The following is a 17,522-nucleotide window of genomic DNA, read 5'->3' as shown; positions in this document are numbered from 1 at the left end:
GTTTGTCGCTCGTCACGGCACACCGTTTGCCGCTGCGAAACGTTGTTAAGGAGAGCCGCTCGTGAGGATGTCGCATATCAACTTTAATCACCTTTACTATTTCTGGCAGGTCTGCAAGGCCGGTTCCGTGGTCGGCGCCGCTGAAGCGTTGTTTCTGACGCCGCAGACCATCACCGGCCAGATCAAGGCGCTGGAAGAGCGGTTGGACGGCAAGCTGTTCAAACGCCAGGGGCGCGGGTTGGTGCCTTCGGAGCTGGGGCAGTTGGTGTTCCGCTATGCTGACAAGATGTTTATGCTCAGCCAGGAAATGCTGGATATCGTCAACTATCGCAAAGAGTCGAATCTGCTGTTCGACGTCGGCGTGGCGGACGCGCTGTCGAAGCGCCTGGTCAGCCAGGTGTTGGAAACGGCGGTGGTGGTGGACAACGAACAGATCCACCTGCGTTGTTTTGAATCGACGCACGAGATGCTGCTGGAGCAGCTCAGCCAGCACAAGCTGGATATGATCCTGTCGGATTGCCCGGTGGACTCCAGCCAGCAGGAAGGGCTGTTCTCGCTGAAGCTGGGCGAGTGCGGCATCAGCTTCTTCTGTCGCCAGCCGGCGCCGGAGTTGCCGTTCCCGGCCTGCCTGGAGCAGCGTAAGTTGCTGATCCCCGGCCGCCGTTCGATGCTGGGGCGCAAACTGCTCAACTGGTTCAATACGCAGGGCATCCAGGTGGAGATTCTGGGCGAGTTCGACGATGCGGCGATCCGGATGGCCAGCGGCAGGCCCGCGCACTGCGCGAGGATGTGGGCGGCCGCCTCCAGCTCGGCGGCCACCCGCTCGGCGCCGACCAGGGAGGTCAGCAGTTCCAGCGCCTCGGCGGGGGAGAAGACGTCCAGGTCGAGCCGGGTGGCCCCGGCCAGGGTGGCCAGCCGGGAGCGGCTGGTGATCAGCACGCCGCAGCCCTGGGTGCCGGGCAGCAGCGGGCGCACCTGGGCCGCGTCCTTGGCGTCGTCGAGCACCAGCAGCACCCTGCGCCCGGCCACCGTGCTGCGGAAGAGCGCGGCGCGGGCCTCGGTCTGCAGCGGCACCGTGCCGGCCGGTACGCCGAGCTCGCGCAGCAGGTCGCCGAGCACCTCGCCCGGGTCGCGCGGGTCGGTGGCGCCGCGCAGCTCGACGTAGAGCTGGCCGTCGGGGAAGTCCTCCTGGCAGCGGTGGGCGACGTGCACGGCCAGGGTGCTCTTGCCGATGCCGCCCATGCCCGCGATGGTCGAGATCACCACCATCCCCGGGCGCGAGCCGCCGAGGATCTGCTCGGTCAGATCGGCGAGCGCCTGGCCGCGGCCGGTGAAGTCCGCGACGTCGTAGGGGAGCAGCCGGGGCACCACCCGGGCGGGCTCCTCCGGCTGCCCGTCGGCCGGGTTCCCCGCCGCCGGGGCGGCGTCGGCCTTCGGCGGCTGGACGGCCGCGACCAGCTGGTCCCGGCTCGGCGCGTCGAGGCCGAGCGCGGCGGCGAGGCGGTTCACCGAGGAGATCCGGGGCGTCCGGCGCCCGGCCTCCAGCACGCTGATCGCGTGCATGGAGACGCCCGAACGCTCGGCCAGCTCCTCCTGCGTCCACCCGGCCTTCAGCCGGAACTCCCGCAGCAGCGCCCCGAAACCCACTGTCAACACACTCTCCCCTTGACCCGCCGACCAGCATGCTGAAGGCGCGCGTGTCAAGGTGCCCCACCCTGCACGGACGCCCCCGCAGATGACCCTAGCGGGTCGGACGGCCTCGAAACACCATGCCAACGCCATCCCAACGCCATGGATGCCGATACGGCGATCAAGGAAGATATTCATCAAGCGGCGGGGCTCGTTGCGGACGCGAGTCCGACGGGGGCGGGCCCCGCCGACAGGTTCCCCGACGGGGACGGGCCTCGGGAGTACTGCTCACTCCCTAGGCGCGCGGGGACGACGCGAGTACGGGAGGCGCCGAGGGGATCGGTGTCTCCCTACTTCGCGTACTGACGCACCCGCGGCTGCCGCGGCGCCGGCCGCGGCAGCGGGTGCGTACGGGGCCTGCCCCTACCTGCGGACGGCCCGGACGAGTGCGTCGATCGCCTCCGCGCCGCCCGAGTCCGGCACCACCCGGCGCAGCCGCTCCGAGCGGACGGTGCGCAGGCCCAGGCCCGCGAGGTCGTCGAGGACGTCCTGCGGGGTGAAGAGCACCGCCGCGTCCTGCGGGCCGCCCACCCCCTCGGTCAGGTTGCTGCTGTCATGGCCCGTGACCAGCAGGGTGCCGCCCGGGGCGAGCGCCTCGGCGGCCCGTCGCAGCACGCCGCGCCGCTGCTCGGCGGGCAGGTGGAGGTAGGCGACCAGGGCCAGGTCGTACGCACCGGCCTCGGGCCGGTAGTCCAGCAGATCGGCCCGGACCAGCGTCAGCCGCTCGGCCAGCCCCGCCGCCTCGGCGAGCCCCCGGGCGCGCTCGACCGCCACGGCGGAGAAGTCCACGGCCGTCACCCGCCACCCCCGCCCCGCCAGCCAGAGGCTGTTGCGGCCCTCGCCCGCTGCGAGGTCCAGCGCCCGCCCGGCGGGCAGATCGGCCAGCTCACCGACGACCCACCGGTTCGGCTCCGCGCCCCACATCGACGGCGCGACCCCGTACCGGGCGTCCCAGGCCTGACTGTCCATCGGCTGCTCCTCCTCGCTCGCGTGCGCCCCACGCTACGGCCTGCGGCCCGTCCCGGCGGCGAGCTCCGCCGGACGGGTGGCCCGCGCCGGTGGCGCGGCCGTCCGTGGACGAATCAGCAGGCCCTGCGGGCCGCGCCGAACCGGCCCAGGGACACCCGGCCTCCCGGAGCGGCCCCAACAGCCCACCTCGGCCGGAGGCAGGCCGTCGGGCCGGTGACCGCCCGCCGCGCGTGCCCCTGGGGCCGGTCCGGCCGGTCTCGGCGGGCGCACGGCCGGCCGGGCCCCGGACGCCGCGCGCTGATCCGGCAAGACCGGCCGGACAGGCCCTGGCGCCGGCCATCCGCGTGCGGTTGGCTGGACGCCCGAACGGGAGAGGGGCAGCGCGTGGCGGTCAGGGTGGAGAAGGACGGGCCGGTGTGGACGGTGGTGCTCAGCCGGCCGGAGGCCAGGAATGCGGTGGACGGGCCGACCGCCGCCGAACTGGTGGCGGCCTTCGAGGAGTTCGACGCGGACGAGTCGGCCTCGGTGGCCGTGCTCTGGGGCGAGGGCGGGGTGTTCTGCGCCGGGGCCGACCTCAAGGCGGTGGGCACCGAGCGCGGCAACCGCCTGGCGGCCGACGGCCCCGGCCCGATGGGCCCGAGCCGGCTGCGGCTCGGCAAGCCGGTGATCGCCGCGATCGCGGGCCACGCCGTGGCCGGCGGCCTGGAGCTCGCGCTCTGGTGCGATCTGCGGGTGGCCGCCGAGGACGCGGTGTTCGGCGTGTTCTGCCGCCGCTGGGGCGTGCCGCTGATCGACGGCGGCACGGTCCGGCTGCCCCGGCTGATCGGGGAGGGCCGCGCGATGGACCTGATCCTCACCGGCCGCCCGGTCGACGCCGAGGAGGCGCACCGGATCGGCCTGGCCAACCGGGTGGTGCCGGTGGGCCAGGAGCGGGCGGCCGCCGAGCAGTTGGCCGCCCAGCTCGCCGCCTTCCCGCAGACCTGCCTGCGGCACGACCGGCTCTCCGCCCGCGAGCAGCACGGCCTGCCGGAGGCCGAGGCACTGGCGAACGAGTGGCGCCACGGTGCCTTCGGCCTGGCCGCCGACACCGTCGCCGGCGCCGCCCGGTTCAGCGCGGGCGCCGGGCGGCACGGGGCCTTCGGCACCTGACACCCGCTCAGCGGGCCGCACCGGACGGGAGAATAATCCGGTGCGGCCCGCGTACTCCCCGTCCTAGACTCGGCGCGCGCCACCGGACCGCGGTGGCCGACAGAGCCAGGAAGGGAGGACGGCCATGCGTGACCACGCCGCTGCCGCCGTCCTGCCCTCGTCGCGGTACGAGGTGATCCTGGTGTCCTCTCCCGTCCGGTCCCGGCTGCGCGCCCGGCACCGGATACCCGTGACGCACGTCTGAGCCCGGCCGAAGCTGCCGGGCCGGGCCCGGCCAAGAGGGTCGAGCCACGTGCCGTCCGGGTCATCGCGCCGTCAGAGACGTCGGCCCGACCCGAGAGGCCACCCGGCCATGCGTACCGAACTCCGCACCGTCAACTCCCTTGCCACCGTCCGCAACCTGGGCATCCTCGCCCATGTCGACGCGGGCAAGACCACCGTCACCGAACGCGTCCTCTACCTGACCGGCGCCATCCACCGGCGCGGCGAGGTGCACGAGGGCACCACCGTCACCGACTTCGACTCCCAGGAGCGTGATCGTGGCATCACCATCTTCGCCGCCGCCGTCAGCTGCGACTGGCAGGGCCACCGGATCAACCTGATCGACACGCCCGGCCACGTCGACTTCGCCGACGAGGTCGAGCGCTCGCTGCGCGTACTCGACGGCGCCGTGGCGGTCTTCGACGCCGTCGCCGGGGTCGAGCCGCAGAGCGAGTCGGTCTGGCGGCAGGCCGACCGGCACCGGGTGCCCCGGATCGCCTTCGTCAACAAACTCGACCGCGCCGGCGCCGAGTTGGACGCGGCGGTCGCCTCCATCCGGGAGCGGCTGCACACCGACCCGCTGGTGGTCCAGCTGCCGATCGGCCGCGAGGAGGGCTTCCTCGGCGTGGTCGACCTGGTCCGGCTACGGGCGCTGACCTGGCCCGAGAGCGGCGAGGGCATGGCCGAGACGGAAGTCCCGGCCGAGCTGCTCGCCGAGGCCGGGCGGCGGCGCCGCGCCCTCGAGGAGGCGGTGGCCGAGCTGCACCCGCTCGCCCTGGAGGAGTACTGCGCCCAGGGCACGGTCGGCGAGGCGACACTGCGGCAGGCACTGCGCGAACTCACCCACAGCGGTGCGGGCGTGGTGGTGCTCTGCGGTTCCGCCTACAAGAACCGGGGCATCGAGCCGCTGCTCGACGCCGCCGTCGCCTACCTGCCCTCGCCGTCGGACGTGCCGCCGGTCCAGGGCACCCACCAGGGGCAGCCGCAGCAGCGCACCGCCGACCCGGCGCAGCCGCTGGCCGCGCTCGCCTTCAAGTCCGTGGCCACCGCCACCGGGCGGCTCAGCTACCTCCGCCTCTACGCGGGCACACTCCGGAAGGGGGACACCGTGCTCGACGCCACCACCGGCCGCACCGAGCGGATCGGCCGCATCCTGCGGGTGCAGGCCGACCGCCACCACGAGCTGGAGCAGGCCCAGGCCGGCGACATCGTCGCGGTGATCGGCCTCAAGGCCGCCCGTACCGGCACCACGCTCTGCGCGCCCACCGCTCCGGTCCTGCTGGAGCCGCCCACCAGTGCCACCCCGGTGGTCTCGGTGGCGGTCGAGGCCGCCCGCAGCACCGACACCGAGCGCCTCGCCGAGGCGCTGGCCCGCCTGGTCGACGAGGACCCGTCGCTGGCCGTGCGGACCGACCCGGAGACGGGCCAGACGGTGCTGTCCGGCATGGGCGAGCTGCACCTGGAGGTCGCGGTGGAGAAGATCCGCCGGGACAGGGGCCTGGCCGTCACGGTCGGCCGCCCGCAGGTCGCCCACCGGGAGACGGTCGAGCGCGGGGTCAGCGGTCTCGTCCTGCGGCACGTCAAGCAGGACGGTGGCTCGGGCCAGTTCGCCCATGTGGTGATCGACACCGAGCCGCTGGGCGAGCCGGGTACCGAGGGCTTCGAGTTCCGCTCCACCGTGACCGGCGGCCGGGTGCCGCAGGAGTTCGTGCGGGCCGTCGAGGCGGGCTGCCGGGACGCGCTGGCCGACGGCCCGCTCGGCGGCCACCCCGTCACGGGCCTGCGGGTCACCCTGACCGACGGGGCGACCCACCCGAAGGACTCCTCGGACCTGGCCTTCCGCACCGCCGGCCGGCTCGCCCTGCGGGAGGCGCTGCGCAAGGGCGTCACCACGCTCCTCGAGCCGGTCGTCGAGGTCACCGTGACGACCCCCGAGGACACCGTCGGCGGCGTGCTCGGCGACCTCGCGGCCCGCCGCGCCCGGGTGAGCGGCAGCACCACCCGGGGCAGCACCACCGTGGTCACCGCGACCGTGCCGCTGGCCGAACTCTTCGGCTACGCGACCAGGCTGCGCAGCCGCACCCAGGGCCGTGGCACCTTCACGGCCCGCCCGACGGGGTACGTCCCCGCGCCCCGGTGACAGCAGAGGCCGGTCTGCGGCAGCCGCCGCAGACCGGCCGTCCCGGCTGGGGGAATTCTGCGAAGACAGGTGACAGGCGCGTAACACCTTCGCCGATCCGGTCCCGAGGGGGAGTCGAGGTGGGCTAGGACTGCGGGATACACCGAGGGGCGGCCGCCGCCGTTCCTCCGGCCGTCCTGGAGGGTGCCCCCGTGCACGGAGCCTCACGTCAACGCACCGGCCTGGCCTGGCTGCTGCTGTTCTCCCTGCTCACCACCGCACTCGGGGCAGGGGAGGCGTTCGCGGTGACCAACCTGGTGACCAACCCCGGGTTCGAGCAGGTGGACGCCAACGGCTTCCCGGTCTGCTGGGAGAAGGCCGGCTGGGGCAACGGCACGGTCGCGATCGGCGCCGTCCCCGGCGCGCACAGCGGCAGCAAGGCGATGCAGGTCCAGGTCACCGGCGTCACCACCGGTGACGACAAGGTGATGATGCTGGAGAACGCGACCTGCGCCCCGGCGGTGACGGCCGGTCACCAGTACAACCTGGCGCTCTGGTACAAGAGCACCACGCCCAACGCCGTGCTCACCACCTTCCGCCACGACACCGTCAAGGGCTGGCAGTACTGGACCGACCTGGAGACCCTCCCGGTCGCCTCGGCATACACCCGCACCAGCGTGCTCACCCCCGCCGTGCCGCCGAACACCGACCAGATCACCTGGGGCGTCTCGGTCTACGGCACCGGCAGCGTGACCACCGACGACTACACCATGGACGACGCCACCGCCCCCTCCGGAGGCGGCAGTTGCACCGCCGGAGCGGCCTGCACCAAGGGCTCCTGGCAGGTCCTGCCGTTCCTCAACCCGGTCCGCTCGATGCACGCGATCGTGCTGAACAACGGCAAGGTGCTGCTGATGGCCGGCTCGGGCAACGACCCGATGGCCTTCGCCGCCGGCACCTTCAGCTCGGCGGTCTACGACCCGGCGGCCGGCACCTTCGCCCAGATCCCCACCCCCAGCGACATGTTCTGCTCCGGCCACGTGCAGCTGGCGGACGGCCGGGTGCTCATCATGAGCGGCACCAAGGCCTACCCGGCGGCCGACGGCAGCCACGGCTACGAGGGCCTGACCAGCAGCTACGTCTTCGACCCGGCCACCAACACCTACAGCCGCACCAACGACCTCAACGACGGCCACTGGTACCCCTCGGCCACCGAGATGGGCAACGGCGACGTGATGAGCTTCGGCGGCCTGCGCGCCGACTCCACCGGAAGCGTCACCCAGGACCGCTACTCCGCCGCCGCCAACGCGTGGATGCCGATGAACCAGGTCAAGCAGACCTGGTCGTACTTCGGTCTCTACCCCTCGATGGTGCTGATGCAGGACGGCCGGCTCTTCTACACCGGCAGCCACGTCTTCGGCAACGGCACCTCCGGCACCGGCGCCTCGATCTACGACACGGTCGCCAACACCATCACCGACGTCCCCGGCCTGCAGAGCAAGGACACCCGCGACCAGTCGATGTCCGTCATGCTGCCCCCGGCCCAGGACCAGCGGGTGATGACGATGGGCGGCGGCAACGTCAACACCAACGTGGACGCCGGCCGCCAGACCGACCTGATCGACCTCAAGGCCGCCTCGCCTTCCTACACCCCCGGCCCGCTGCTCCCGCAGGGCACCGTGACCGGCGGCGCGACGGAGACCGGCAGCCAGGGCAAGATGTACGTCTCCGCCGTGCTGCTGCCCAACGGCCAGGTCTTCGAGACCGGCGGCGGGCTGCACAACCGGGCCGACCCGGTCTTCGAGGCCTCGATGTTCGACCCCGTCAGCAACACCTTCACCCCCGGCATGGCCACCGACCCGATCCCGCGCACCTACCACTCCGCCTCGGTGCTGCTCCCGGACGGCCGGGTGCTCTCGGTGGGCGACAACCCCGGCAACGGCAGCTTCGACCTGCACCTGTCCGTCTACACCCCGCCCTACCTCTACCAGGGCACCCGCCCGCAGATCACCTCGGTCGCGAGCTCGATGTGGTCCTACGGCTCCAGCCAGAAGATCACCGTCAGCGCCCCGATCGTCCGCGCCGAGCTGATCCGCCCGGCCGCCGTCACCCACTCCTCCGACCCCAACCAGCGCTTCGTCGACCTCCCGCTGACGGTGAACACCGACGGCAGCGTCACCCTGCACGTCACCAGCAACCCCAACATCGCCCCGCCCGGCTACTACATGCTCTTCGCGGTCAACGCGAACGGCGTGCCCTCGGTGGCCCAGTGGGTGCATGTGATGTGAGGGGCGGGCAGATGACGAAACGCAAGTGGTTCGGGGCGGCCGCGGCAACGGCCGCCCTGGTGGGGGCGGGCGCCATGCTGACCTTCTCCCACACCGAGGCCCCGACGGCGCACGCCCTCCCGGGGCGGACGGCGGCGGTCGCCGCCCCCGAGAGCCCCCGGCCGTCAGCGGCCACCACCCCACCGGCCCCGCAGCCCAGCCGGGCCCCGGCCACCACGCCCGCCCGACCGGCCCCGCACATCCTCGACTTCGCCCACGGCTCGGCCCTGCCCACCCGGACACTGCTGGCCCCGACCGACCACACCGCCGTACCGGCCGACGCCGACGGCTGCCAGCACGCCTACGGCGCCGTCAACCAGTGCGTCCCGCGCAGTTTCCCCGTCGACGTCCCCGACACCCCGGCGGCCCACTGCATCTGGCTGCTGGCCCACGGCTACACCGAGCTCGCCGTGCACGGCACCGACCCGGCCGGCCTGGACACCAACCACGACGGCACCGCCTGCGGCCCCGGCGACGCGGGCGGGCCGCCCTGACCACCGCCGCAGTCCCGGCCCGCCCGGACCCAAACCCCGGGCCCGTCCCGTGGCCCGTGCTGTGCCGGGCTGATGCCGTGCCCCGGGCCCTGCCATGCTGTGCCCCGTGCTGCGCCGGGCCAGTGTGCGCGACCTGACACAGCCTCACCTGATTTGCCGCCGAAACTGCCCTGACCTGCGGAAATAACTTCCGTCGGAGCGGAGGGATCCCTTCCGGAGCACTAGCATGCGCAGCGGATGCCGCCCGGCGGCCTGCCGGCGGCGAGGCACAGAAGGACGTGATCCCTCATGGGCGTTTCCAGCTGGTTGGTCCTCGGCGACGAGGACCCGGAGCACGGGCTCGTCGAGGCGGCGGGGCAGGCCGGGCTGGTCGCCCAGCTGCGGCCGCTGATCCGGGAGTTGAGCAAGCCGGGCGACCTGGTCTTCGACCCGTTCGCCGGCTGGGGCACCACGCTGGTGGCCGCCGCGGTCGAGGGCCGCCGCGGCTTCGGCATCGAGGTCGACGCCGAGCGCGCCGAGGAGGCCCGCGGCTGGCTGAAGAAGTACGACGGCCAGGAGCTGCACACCGGTGACGCCCGCAAGCCCCCGCTGGCGGCGGGCTCGGTCGACCTGGTGCTCTGCGACCTGCCGTACTTCGGCACCAACCTCAACACCGACGCCACCCCTGGCGAGGGCCAGTTCTACGCCCTGCGCGAGTACGACGCCTACCTGGACGCCCTCGACGAGGCCTTCGCCGCCATCGCCGAGACCATGCGCCAGGGCGCCCACGCGGTGATAGCCGTGCAGAACCGCCGGATCGACGGCCGGTTCGTCCCGCTCGCCTGGGATGCCGCCCGGGTGCTCGGCCGCCACCTGACCCTCGGTGACGAGCGCATCCACCTCTACCCGCGCCCGGCCTCCGGCGACGACCCGATGCTCACCAACCGCTCGCACGAGTACCTGCTGATGGCCACCAAGGCCTGACCCAGCGGAAGGGGGCGTGCGGTCCGAGAACCGCACGCCCCCAAGCAACTTCAGACCTCCGCCAGCTCCAGCCCCGCGAGGAACCACTCCTCCAGCTCCGCCAGCCGCTCCCGGCACTGCGCCTGGTCGTCCCCGCACACCAGCGCGGTGAGCAGGAAGTCCGCCGAGAATCCCGCCGTCCTCATCACCGTCCCCGGCGAGACGAAGACCTGGTACTTGGTCACCCACGGGAACGGCGGCTCGCCCTCCGGCACCGCCAGCACCCGGCCCGGCCGCTTCATCAGCACCAGCTGCCCCGACATCTGCCGCGGCAGCGCCCGCTCGGCGCCGACCGACTCCGGCAGCGGCAGGCCCAGCTGCGCCCGCACCCAGGCCGCACTCGGATCGAAGTCGAACATGGTGCGGACGATGTCGCGGATGAGCGCGCCACCCGTGCGGCAGGCCACCTCGCAGAGCACCAGCTCGTCCTCGGGCGTGTGGAACACCTCGGCGTGGAACGCGTACTCCTGCGGCCCGCCGAGCGCGTCCAGCGAGCGCTCGGTGAACTCGATCAGCCGGTGCGCCAGCGGGTCGTCCAGGTCGAGGGTCAGGTCCAGGCGGGGCCCCGTGTCGGTGGCGTAGCTGGCCAGCGTGTACTGGTACTGCGAGGGCCAGGCCGCCACCACCTTGCCGTCCACCACCAGCCCGTCGACGTGGCACATCGAGCCGGGCACGAAGGCCTCGACGATCAGGTTCGGCTGGTACGGCCCGTACAGGTCGAAGCCCTCGGCCAGGTAGGCGTCCAGCTCCTGCTCCGAGTGCAGGATGTGCAGGCCCACCGAGCCCGCGCTGTCCCGCGGCTTCACCACCACGGGGTAGCCGTGCTCCGCCACGAACCCGAGCAGCTCGGTGGCCGACTCCAGCGTCCGGTACGGCGCCACCGGCACCCCGGCGGCGGCGACCTGCTGCTTCATCACGACCTTGTCGCGGAAGGGCCGCACGGTGTCCGTCCGCTGGCCGGGCAGCCCCAGGATCTCCCGCAGCTGGGCGGCCCGCTGCAGGTCCAGCTCCTGACAGGCGATCACGTACCGGATGTCGTACTCCTCGGCGAGGCGGAGCGCCAGCTCCTCCAGCTCGCCGCTGGTCTCGTACCCGTCGACCGCGAACGATCGGGTGAAGACCTCGCCGTCCGGCGGCAGCTGCTCGGCGACCAGCGCCAGGTGGTCCCGGGAGGCGATCAGCAGCTTGTCGCCGTCGTAGTCGGCGAGCCACTCGCCGTACGGGGTGCCGTCCAGCGAGCCCCGGTGGTGCAGCACAAGTACGGTCATCTCAGCTCTCCTCGGCCTCGGAGCGGGCCGGCACCGGGGCGAGCCCGGCCTGCGCGCGGGCCAGCGCCCGGGCGGAGTGGGCCGCCGGGTCGTAACGGACGTCGTGCACCAGCCAGTTCTCGCCCGAGCGGACGGCGGTGACGCTGTACGGGTGGCCGGCGTCGACCGGCAGCGCCGCCTCCACGGCCGCCGCCAGGCAGGCCGGCGCGGGCGCGGGCTCGGCGAGCGGCTCGACGGTCAGGCTCGGCACCAGGCCCGGGTCCTCCGGCAGGACGGGCCCGGCGGCGAAGGCGCGCAGCGCCGCCCGGTCACCGAGCTCGGCGAGCACCGCCCTCCGGTCGCCGCGCCGGGGCCGTACCGCCAGCGGGTAGCCCCACTTGTGGGCCCACCAGTAGAGGTCGGACACCCGGCGGACCGCCGCCCGCCGGGCCACCGGCACGCCCGCCGCGAGCAGCACGGCCTGCGCCTCCATCGCGTCGGCCAACGGCAGCGCGGCGGCCCGGCCCTGGCCGAGCAGGCCCAGGTGGTCGCGCAGGCCGCCGGCCCGCAGCTGGTCACCGGGGGCCAGCGCGACCAGGGCGGAGACCTGGCAGCGGCTGGCCAGGTCGAGCACCGCGCGCTCGGCCTCGGCGCTCCGCTCGTACCGCTCGACCACCCGGATCTCGGCGTAGCCGGGGTGGTCCACCGGCGTACCGGTGACCAGGCGCAGCGGCAGGCCGGCGTCGGAGAGCCAGGCGGGGTAGTCGGCCGCGTGGCGGCCGTCCGGATCGAGTACCACCAGGCTCATCGGGTCTCGCCCTCCAGACGGATCGTCAGGACCGTCCCGACCAGCTCCTCGCAGAGCCGCACCGCCTCGTCGGTGTCGGGGGCGGTGACGGCCAGCAGGCCGAGCCGGTCCCAGTTGTCCTCGGCCGCGCGGATCACCGAACCGGCCCGGGCGGCCAGGTCGAAGGCCAGCACCGCCGGGTGGGCGCGCAGCTCCTCGACCCCGCTGATCTCCGCCACCCGGCCGGGCCGGCTGAGCACGCCGCGCACGGCGCCCGCGCCGACCGGCTTCGGCCGCTCGGCGAGCGGCTCGACCAGGCGGAACGGCCAGGCCAGCGCGTAGCGGGTGAGGTCGATGCCGTAGGAGGCCTGCACCAGCTCGGGGATGCGGTCGCCGCCGAGGCGGTTGTGGCCCTCGATGATCAGCGGACCGCGCGAGGAGAGCCGCAGCTCGGTGTGGCTCGGCCCGTCCTTGATGCCGATCGCGTCCAGGAACTCACTTACCGCCGCCTCGATGCTCTCCTCCTGCGCGGGCGTCAGCCGGGCGGGCTGGGCGTGGCCGAGCTCGACGAAGTGGTCGCCGTGGGTCAGCTTCTCGGTGATCGCGACCACGATGTGCCGCCCGGCGAAACTGAAGCCCTCGATGGAGAACTCGGGGCCGTCGATGTACTGCTCCATCAGGAACTCGGCGACTTCGTAGAGGGTGCTGCCGCGGTTCATGCCGTCCTCGCGGGCCTTGGCCACCCGCTCCCAGGTCAGGTCCACCTCCGCCGGCCCGCCCACCTTGAAGATGGCGAACCCGGCGGTGAGGTCGATCGGCTTCACCACGAACGGGTAGCCGTGCCGCTCGCCGAACTCGGCCAGGCTCGCCCTGTCGGTGAGCTTGGCGGCGGCGACCGTCGGGGCGCCGACGGCGGTCAGGTGCTGACGCATCGCCAGCTTGTCGCGCAGCAGCCGGGCCGGCTCGTGGCCGGTGCCGCCGAGGCCGAACATGTCGTTGATCCGGCCGGCGGGCTCCAGGCCCGGCTCGGTGAGCGAGAGGGCGGCGGCGAAGTTCCAGATGGTGTGGGCGGCCCGGGCCAGCGGCTCGAGCACGGCCCAGTCGGTGTAGTCGGCGATCAGCGTGACGTCGGCGAGGCGGGCCTGCTCGGGCTCGAACTTCTCCTTGTGCTGGATCAGCACGACGTTCAGGCCCAGGCTCTTGGCGATCCGCACCGGCTCGGTCTGGTGGCCGATCAGCAGCAGGGTCTTCGCCGGGTCCATCGGGCCCGCGGCGGCGGTGTTGATCGCGTTGAGCAGCTCGGAGCCGGTCTCCACCCGCAGCACCGCTTTGGCCTCGGCGATCAGCCGGTCCGCCTCGGCGTGGTCGGCCGCCGACACGACCAGGTTGCCGTGGCGGCTGGAGGAGTGCCGGGTGTGCGGCAGCGAGTCGCCCACCGCGTAGGGGAACTTGACCTCCCGCACGTACTCCAGGGCCGTCAGCTCGTCCAGGCCCTCGACCTTGGTGACGGGCCCGGGCCGGAACTCGAAGAAGGAGATCGCGCCGACCCCGGTGGCCTTGGCCGGGGTGACGGTCCGTCCGGCGAGCTGCTCGAAGATCGCGCCCTCGATGTCGAAGCCGGAGGCCAGCCGGATCAGCGCCGGGATGCGGTCGCCGCCCAGGCGCGCCTGGGACTCCACGATCCGGGGGCCCTCGGCGGTGAGGATGACCTCGGTGTGCGCCGGGCCGAAGCGGTAGCCGGCCGCGTCGAGCACGGCCGTCACCAGCTCGGTGACCGCCAGTTCGTCCGCCTCGGGCAGCTCGGCGGGGAAGACGTGCCCGGTCTCCACGAAGTCGGCGTTCTTGCGCTTGGCGGTGATGCCCACCACCTGGTGGTTGCCGCGCTCGCTGAGCGTCTCGACGCTGAACTCCGGGCCCCGCAGGTACTCCTCGACCAGCACCGGCCCCCGGTGGCCGAGCTGCGCGACCGAGTCCTGCCAGGCGGCCAGCTCGGCCTCGTCCCGCACCAGGCGGACGGCGAGGGAGCCCTGCAGATCGGTCGGCTTGACCACGGCGGGGTAGCCGAAGTCCGCGACCACGGCCGAGGCGGAGGCCGCCGAGGCCGCCAGCGCGGTGCGGACGGGGGAGAGGCCGTGGGCGGCGAGCAGCTCGCGCAGCGCGGCCTTGTCGTTGAGCAGGTGCAGCGCCTGCGGCGGGTTGACCGCCAGGCCGAGCGCGGCCGCCTCCTCGGCGGTGGCCACCATGGTCGCCTCCTCGCCCAGGTGCAGCACGTGGGCGACGTCGTGGGCGAGCGCGGTCTCCCGGACGGCGCGGCGCAGCGCCTGCTCGTCGGAGAAGTCGACGTAGAGCATCTCCTCGGCGTGCTGCTCGACCGTCGCCAGGTAGGAGGCGGGCTGCAGGGTCGGGTCCCAGATCGACCAGACCCGGAAGCCGAGCTCGACGGCCCGCTCCACGAACTGGCTGTAGGGCTGGACCATCAGCAGACGGTTGTTGCGGGGCGTCCGGCCGCTGCCGGGCTCGTACTCCTGCGGGATCCCGGGGTTGTTCGTCACTGCTCGCCTTCCCAATCCATGGTGGGCATCCGGTTGTCGACAAGGGCTTGCGGCGCGTGCGCCCGTGCGCCCTTGGGCACGTCGGTCATCACCAGGGCGGTCGCGCCGATCAGCGCGTCGTCGCCGATGGTGATCGGCCCGAGCAGAGTGGCGGCGGCGCCCACCGTGACGCCGTTGCCCAGCTTGGGGTGCCGGCGCTCGCCCGACTCGCGGGCGCGGTCGTTCCACCACCCGAGGGAGCCGAGGGTGACTTGGTGGAAGACCGACACGTCGTCACCGATCACGGCGGTCTCGCCGATCACCGTGCCGGCGCCGTGGTCGATGAAGAAGCGGCGCCCGATCTCGGCCCCCGGGTGGATCTCCACCCCGCCGCTGAGCACCTTGGTCAGGGCGGAGACGGCCCGCGCCGAGCGGCGGCGCCCGGCGCGGTGGAGCGCGTGGCCCACCCGGTGGCCGGCCACCACCAGCGCCGTCGGGTGCAGCAGCGCCTCGGCCCGCCCGGTCACCGACGGGTCGCGGGCCACGATCACGTCGAGGGTCTCCAGCGCACCCCGGTAGGCCGAGCGCAGGGCGGCCCGGGTGGTCCTCATAGGGCGGCCTCCAGCTGCGGCGTACGGGCGGTGCGGGTGGCCTGCAGACGGAACAGGTGGCGGTAGAGGTGGATCGAGCCGGCTCCGAAGGCGGCGAACAGTGCCGCCATGACCCACCGGGAGGCCACCGAGGAGAGGATCACCGAGAGCGAGCCGACCAGGTAGCCCAGCCGCACGTGCAGTCCGTAGGCCGCCATGTACTTGGTCCGGGCCTCGGCCGGCACCAGGTCGGCCAGGAGCGCCTGGTTGACCGGCAGCGCGGCGATCTCGCCGAAGGTCACCACGAAGGTGGCCAGGATCAGCGCCCAGGCGCTCGAGCTGACGGCCCAGACCAGGTAGCCGAGGGTGAAGACGGAGATGCCGACCACCATCCGCAGCTGGTTGTCGTACCGGCTGAGCAGCCTGCCCACCCACAGGGCGCAGGCCACGATCAGCAGGGTGTTGACTGCGCGAAGGATGCCGAGCACGTTGACGCCGTCGACGTCCACCGTCCAGGAGCCGAGGCTGATCAGGCGCTGCGCGGGGAAGTCCGAGCCGAGCCGCACCGCGATCGAGGAGGAGATCTGCACCTCGACGCACCAGACCAGCAGCGCCGCCAGGATCAGCCGCAGGAACACCCGGTCGCGGGCCACCGAGACGTAGCCCACCAGCGCGGAGCGCACCCCGCGCGGGTTGGCGGCGGCCTCCGGCGGGGCGGTCTCGCTCAGCGCGAGCAGGGTCACCAGGAAGATGCCGAGCGTCGAGCAGGAGGCGGCGAGGAGCAGCTGGAAGAAGTACCCGTCGTAGAGGATGCCGCCGACCAGCGAGCCGAACATGAACGCCAGGTTCACCACCCAGTAGTTGACGGTGTAGACCGTGGTCCGCGACTCCGGGGTGGAGACGTCCACGATCATCGCCTCGTTGGCGGGCAGCGCCACGCCCGCCGAGCAGGTGGCGGTCAGGTAGAGCAGGTAGGTGGCCGGCCCGGAGTGCGTCAGCGGGGAGTTGACCACCGCCAGGCCCACGAAGGAGAGGAAGGCGCCCGCCTCACCGGCCATCAGCACCCGGCGGCGGCCGTAGACGTCCGAGAGGTGACCGCCGACCAGGTTGCAGGCGACGGTGGCGAGCGCCACCACCAGGGTCATCAGACCGGCGGTGGCCGCGCCGTAGAGCCGGGAGAAGTGGATGACCATCAGCGGCACGAGCATGATGTCGAAGAACCGCTGGAAGAAGCCGACCCCGATCCGCAGCCGCAGGTTGGGGTGCAGTTCCCGGAAGCTCACGCGCCTTCCTCCGCGGCGGGCCACCAGCTGAGGTAGCGCTCGCCGCTGTCGGGGAAGACGGTGACCACGGTCAGGCCGCAGACGTCCCGGCGGCGGGCCAGCTGCAGGCAGCCGAAGGCGGCGGCGCCGGACGAGATGCCGACCAGTAGGCCGGTGCGGGCGGCGATGGCGCGGGTGGTCGCGGCGGCGTCGGCGTCCGAGACTGCGATCACCTCGTCGATCACCGAGAGGTCGGTGACGGGGCTGATGAAGCCGCCGTTGAGCCCGGGGATGCGGTGCGGGCCCGGCTCGCCGCCCGACAGCAGCGCCGAGCCCTCGGGCTCGACGGCCACCACGTGCAGGTCGGGGTTGCGCTCGCGCAGGTAGTGCGCGGTGCCGGTCAGGGTGCCGCCGGTGCCGACCCCGCAGACCAGCACGTCCACCGTGCCGTTGGTGTCCCGCCAGATCTCCGGTCCGGTGGACTCGTAGTGGGCGCGGACGTTGGCCGGGTTCTCGTGCTGGCGGGCGTACCAGGAGTTGGGCAGCTCGGCGTGCAGCTGCTCGGCCCGCTCGACGCAGCCGGTGAAGCCGAGCGCCGGGTCGGTGAAGACCACCTCGGCGCCGAGCATCCGCAGCGTCAGGATGCGCTCGGTGGAGGCGTTCTCGGGCAGCACGATCACACAGGGGTGGTTGCGGGCCGCGGCGAGCGCGGCCAGCGCGATGCCCGTGTTGCCGGAGGTGGCCTCGATGACGGTGGCCCCCGGGGCCAGCTCGCCGGCGGCCTCGGCGGCGCGCAGCATCGACAGCGCGGCCCGGTCCTTGATGCTGGAGAGCGGGTTGGCCGACTCCAGCTTCGCCAGGACGCTCGTGGTCAGCGGCAGGCCCGGCAGGTCCAGCCGCAGCAGGGGGGTGTTGCCGACCAGGTCCTCGAACGAAGTGGCCACGCGGGTGGCCAGTTGGTTGCTCATCGCAGATTCCTCCGTGCGTTCAGCTCACTGTCGCGCTGGCTCAGTCCGAATGCACCGAAATAGGGTCGGCTATCAGGGCCCGCTGATTCCATTACTCTGCCGCGCATTCCGGTCGATGGCCATGCCC

Annotated in this window: 12 protein-coding genes and 2 pseudogenes; 6 read left to right on the top strand and 8 right to left on the bottom strand. The window is 73.0% G+C overall.

What is annotated here, in order from left to right; all coding sequences use genetic code 11:
* Nucleotides 1-67 precede the first annotated feature (67 nt).
* Nucleotides 68-709: pseudogene (gene nhaR / locus ABT095_RS30930) on the top strand (transcriptional activator NhaR); the annotation flags it as partial.
* Between the two features lie 122 nt (nt 710-831).
* On the opposite strand, the pseudogene ABT095_RS30925 reads toward nhaR, so the two are convergent.
* Both ABT095_RS30925 and ABT095_RS30920 read right to left on the bottom strand, forming a co-directional pair.
* Nucleotides 832-1,782: pseudogene (locus ABT095_RS30925) on the bottom strand (helix-turn-helix domain-containing protein); the annotation flags it as partial.
* A gap of 270 nt (nt 1,783-2,052) precedes the next feature.
* Nucleotides 2,053-2,658 (bottom strand): SAM-dependent methyltransferase, encoded by a 606-nt coding sequence (locus tag ABT095_RS30920; RefSeq protein WP_350532861.1) that lies wholly within the window; start codon nt 2,656-2,658, stop codon nt 2,053-2,055.
* Nucleotides 2,659-3,042: 384 nt separating this feature from the next.
* Between ABT095_RS30920 and ABT095_RS30915 the strand changes: the two genes are divergently transcribed.
* The 5 genes from ABT095_RS30915 to ABT095_RS30895 all read left to right on the top strand — a co-directional run bounded on the left by ABT095_RS30915 (nt 3,043) and on the right by ABT095_RS30895 (nt 9,971).
* On the top strand, nt 3,043-3,807 hold the full coding sequence (locus ABT095_RS30915) for a crotonase/enoyl-CoA hydratase family protein (RefSeq protein ID WP_350532860.1): 765 nt from the start codon (nt 3,043-3,045) through the stop codon (nt 3,805-3,807).
* A gap of 352 nt (nt 3,808-4,159) precedes the next feature.
* Entirely contained in the window at nt 4,160-6,208 is a 2,049-nt protein-coding gene (gene fusA, locus ABT095_RS30910) for an elongation factor G (protein ID WP_350532859.1), read from the top strand.
* A 191-nt stretch (nt 6,209-6,399) separates the two neighbouring features.
* Nucleotides 6,400-8,475, top strand: a complete 2,076-nt coding sequence (locus tag ABT095_RS30905; protein ID WP_502885065.1) for a galactose oxidase early set domain-containing protein — start codon at nt 6,400-6,402, stop codon at nt 8,473-8,475.
* Nucleotides 8,476-8,486: 11 nt separating this feature from the next.
* Nucleotides 8,487-9,008 carry a hypothetical protein gene (locus tag ABT095_RS30900; RefSeq protein ID WP_350532858.1) on the top strand — a complete coding sequence of 174 codons (522 nt, stop codon included), beginning with the start codon at nt 8,487-8,489 and terminating at the stop codon, nt 9,006-9,008.
* A 288-nt stretch (nt 9,009-9,296) separates the two neighbouring features.
* On the top strand, nt 9,297-9,971 hold the full coding sequence (locus ABT095_RS30895; protein WP_350532857.1) for a TRM11 family SAM-dependent methyltransferase: 675 nt from the start codon (nt 9,297-9,299) through the stop codon (nt 9,969-9,971).
* A 50-nt stretch (nt 9,972-10,021) separates the two neighbouring features.
* Here the strand turns inward: ABT095_RS30895 and ABT095_RS30890 are convergent, their stop codons facing one another.
* From ABT095_RS30890 to cysK, 6 genes are read right to left on the bottom strand one after another with little or no spacing between them, the layout of a single operon-like run.
* Entirely contained in the window at nt 10,022-11,278 is a 1,257-nt protein-coding gene (locus ABT095_RS30890) for an ATP-grasp domain-containing protein (protein ID WP_350532856.1), read from the bottom strand.
* 1 nt (nt 11,279) lies between these two features.
* Nucleotides 11,280-12,065: an ATP-grasp domain-containing protein gene (locus ABT095_RS30885; protein ID WP_350532855.1), complete on the bottom strand. Its 786-nt coding sequence runs from the start codon at nt 12,063-12,065 to the stop codon at nt 11,280-11,282.
* Nucleotides 12,062-14,596 (bottom strand): ATP-grasp domain-containing protein, encoded by a 2,535-nt coding sequence (locus ABT095_RS30880; protein WP_350532854.1) that lies wholly within the window; start codon nt 14,594-14,596, stop codon nt 12,062-12,064. Before ABT095_RS30880 ends, ABT095_RS30885 begins: the two co-directional genes overlap by 4 nt.
* Nucleotides 14,593-15,186: a serine O-acetyltransferase gene (locus tag ABT095_RS30875; RefSeq protein WP_350532853.1), complete on the bottom strand. Its 594-nt coding sequence runs from the start codon at nt 15,184-15,186 to the stop codon at nt 14,593-14,595. The genes ABT095_RS30880 and ABT095_RS30875 overlap by 4 nt, the downstream gene beginning before the upstream one ends.
* The gene (locus ABT095_RS30870; RefSeq protein WP_350532852.1) at nt 15,183-16,448 is read right to left on the bottom strand and encodes an MFS transporter; all 1,266 of its coding nucleotides are present in this window, start codon (nt 16,446-16,448) and stop codon (nt 15,183-15,185) included. Before ABT095_RS30870 ends, ABT095_RS30875 begins: the two co-directional genes overlap by 4 nt.
* Nucleotides 16,445-17,395 carry a cysteine synthase A gene (cysK, locus tag ABT095_RS30865; protein ID WP_350532851.1) on the bottom strand — a complete coding sequence of 317 codons (951 nt, stop codon included), beginning with the start codon at nt 17,393-17,395 and terminating at the stop codon, nt 16,445-16,447. Before cysK ends, ABT095_RS30870 begins: the two co-directional genes overlap by 4 nt.
* Nucleotides 17,396-17,522 lie beyond the last annotated feature (127 nt).

Source organism: Kitasatospora sp. NPDC002227, from assembly GCF_040296285.1.
Classification (GTDB): Bacteria; Actinomycetota; Actinomycetes; order Streptomycetales; family Streptomycetaceae; genus Kitasatospora.
Note: the sequence above shows the minus strand (reverse complement) of the source record. Positions and strands in the feature narration are given on the sequence as shown.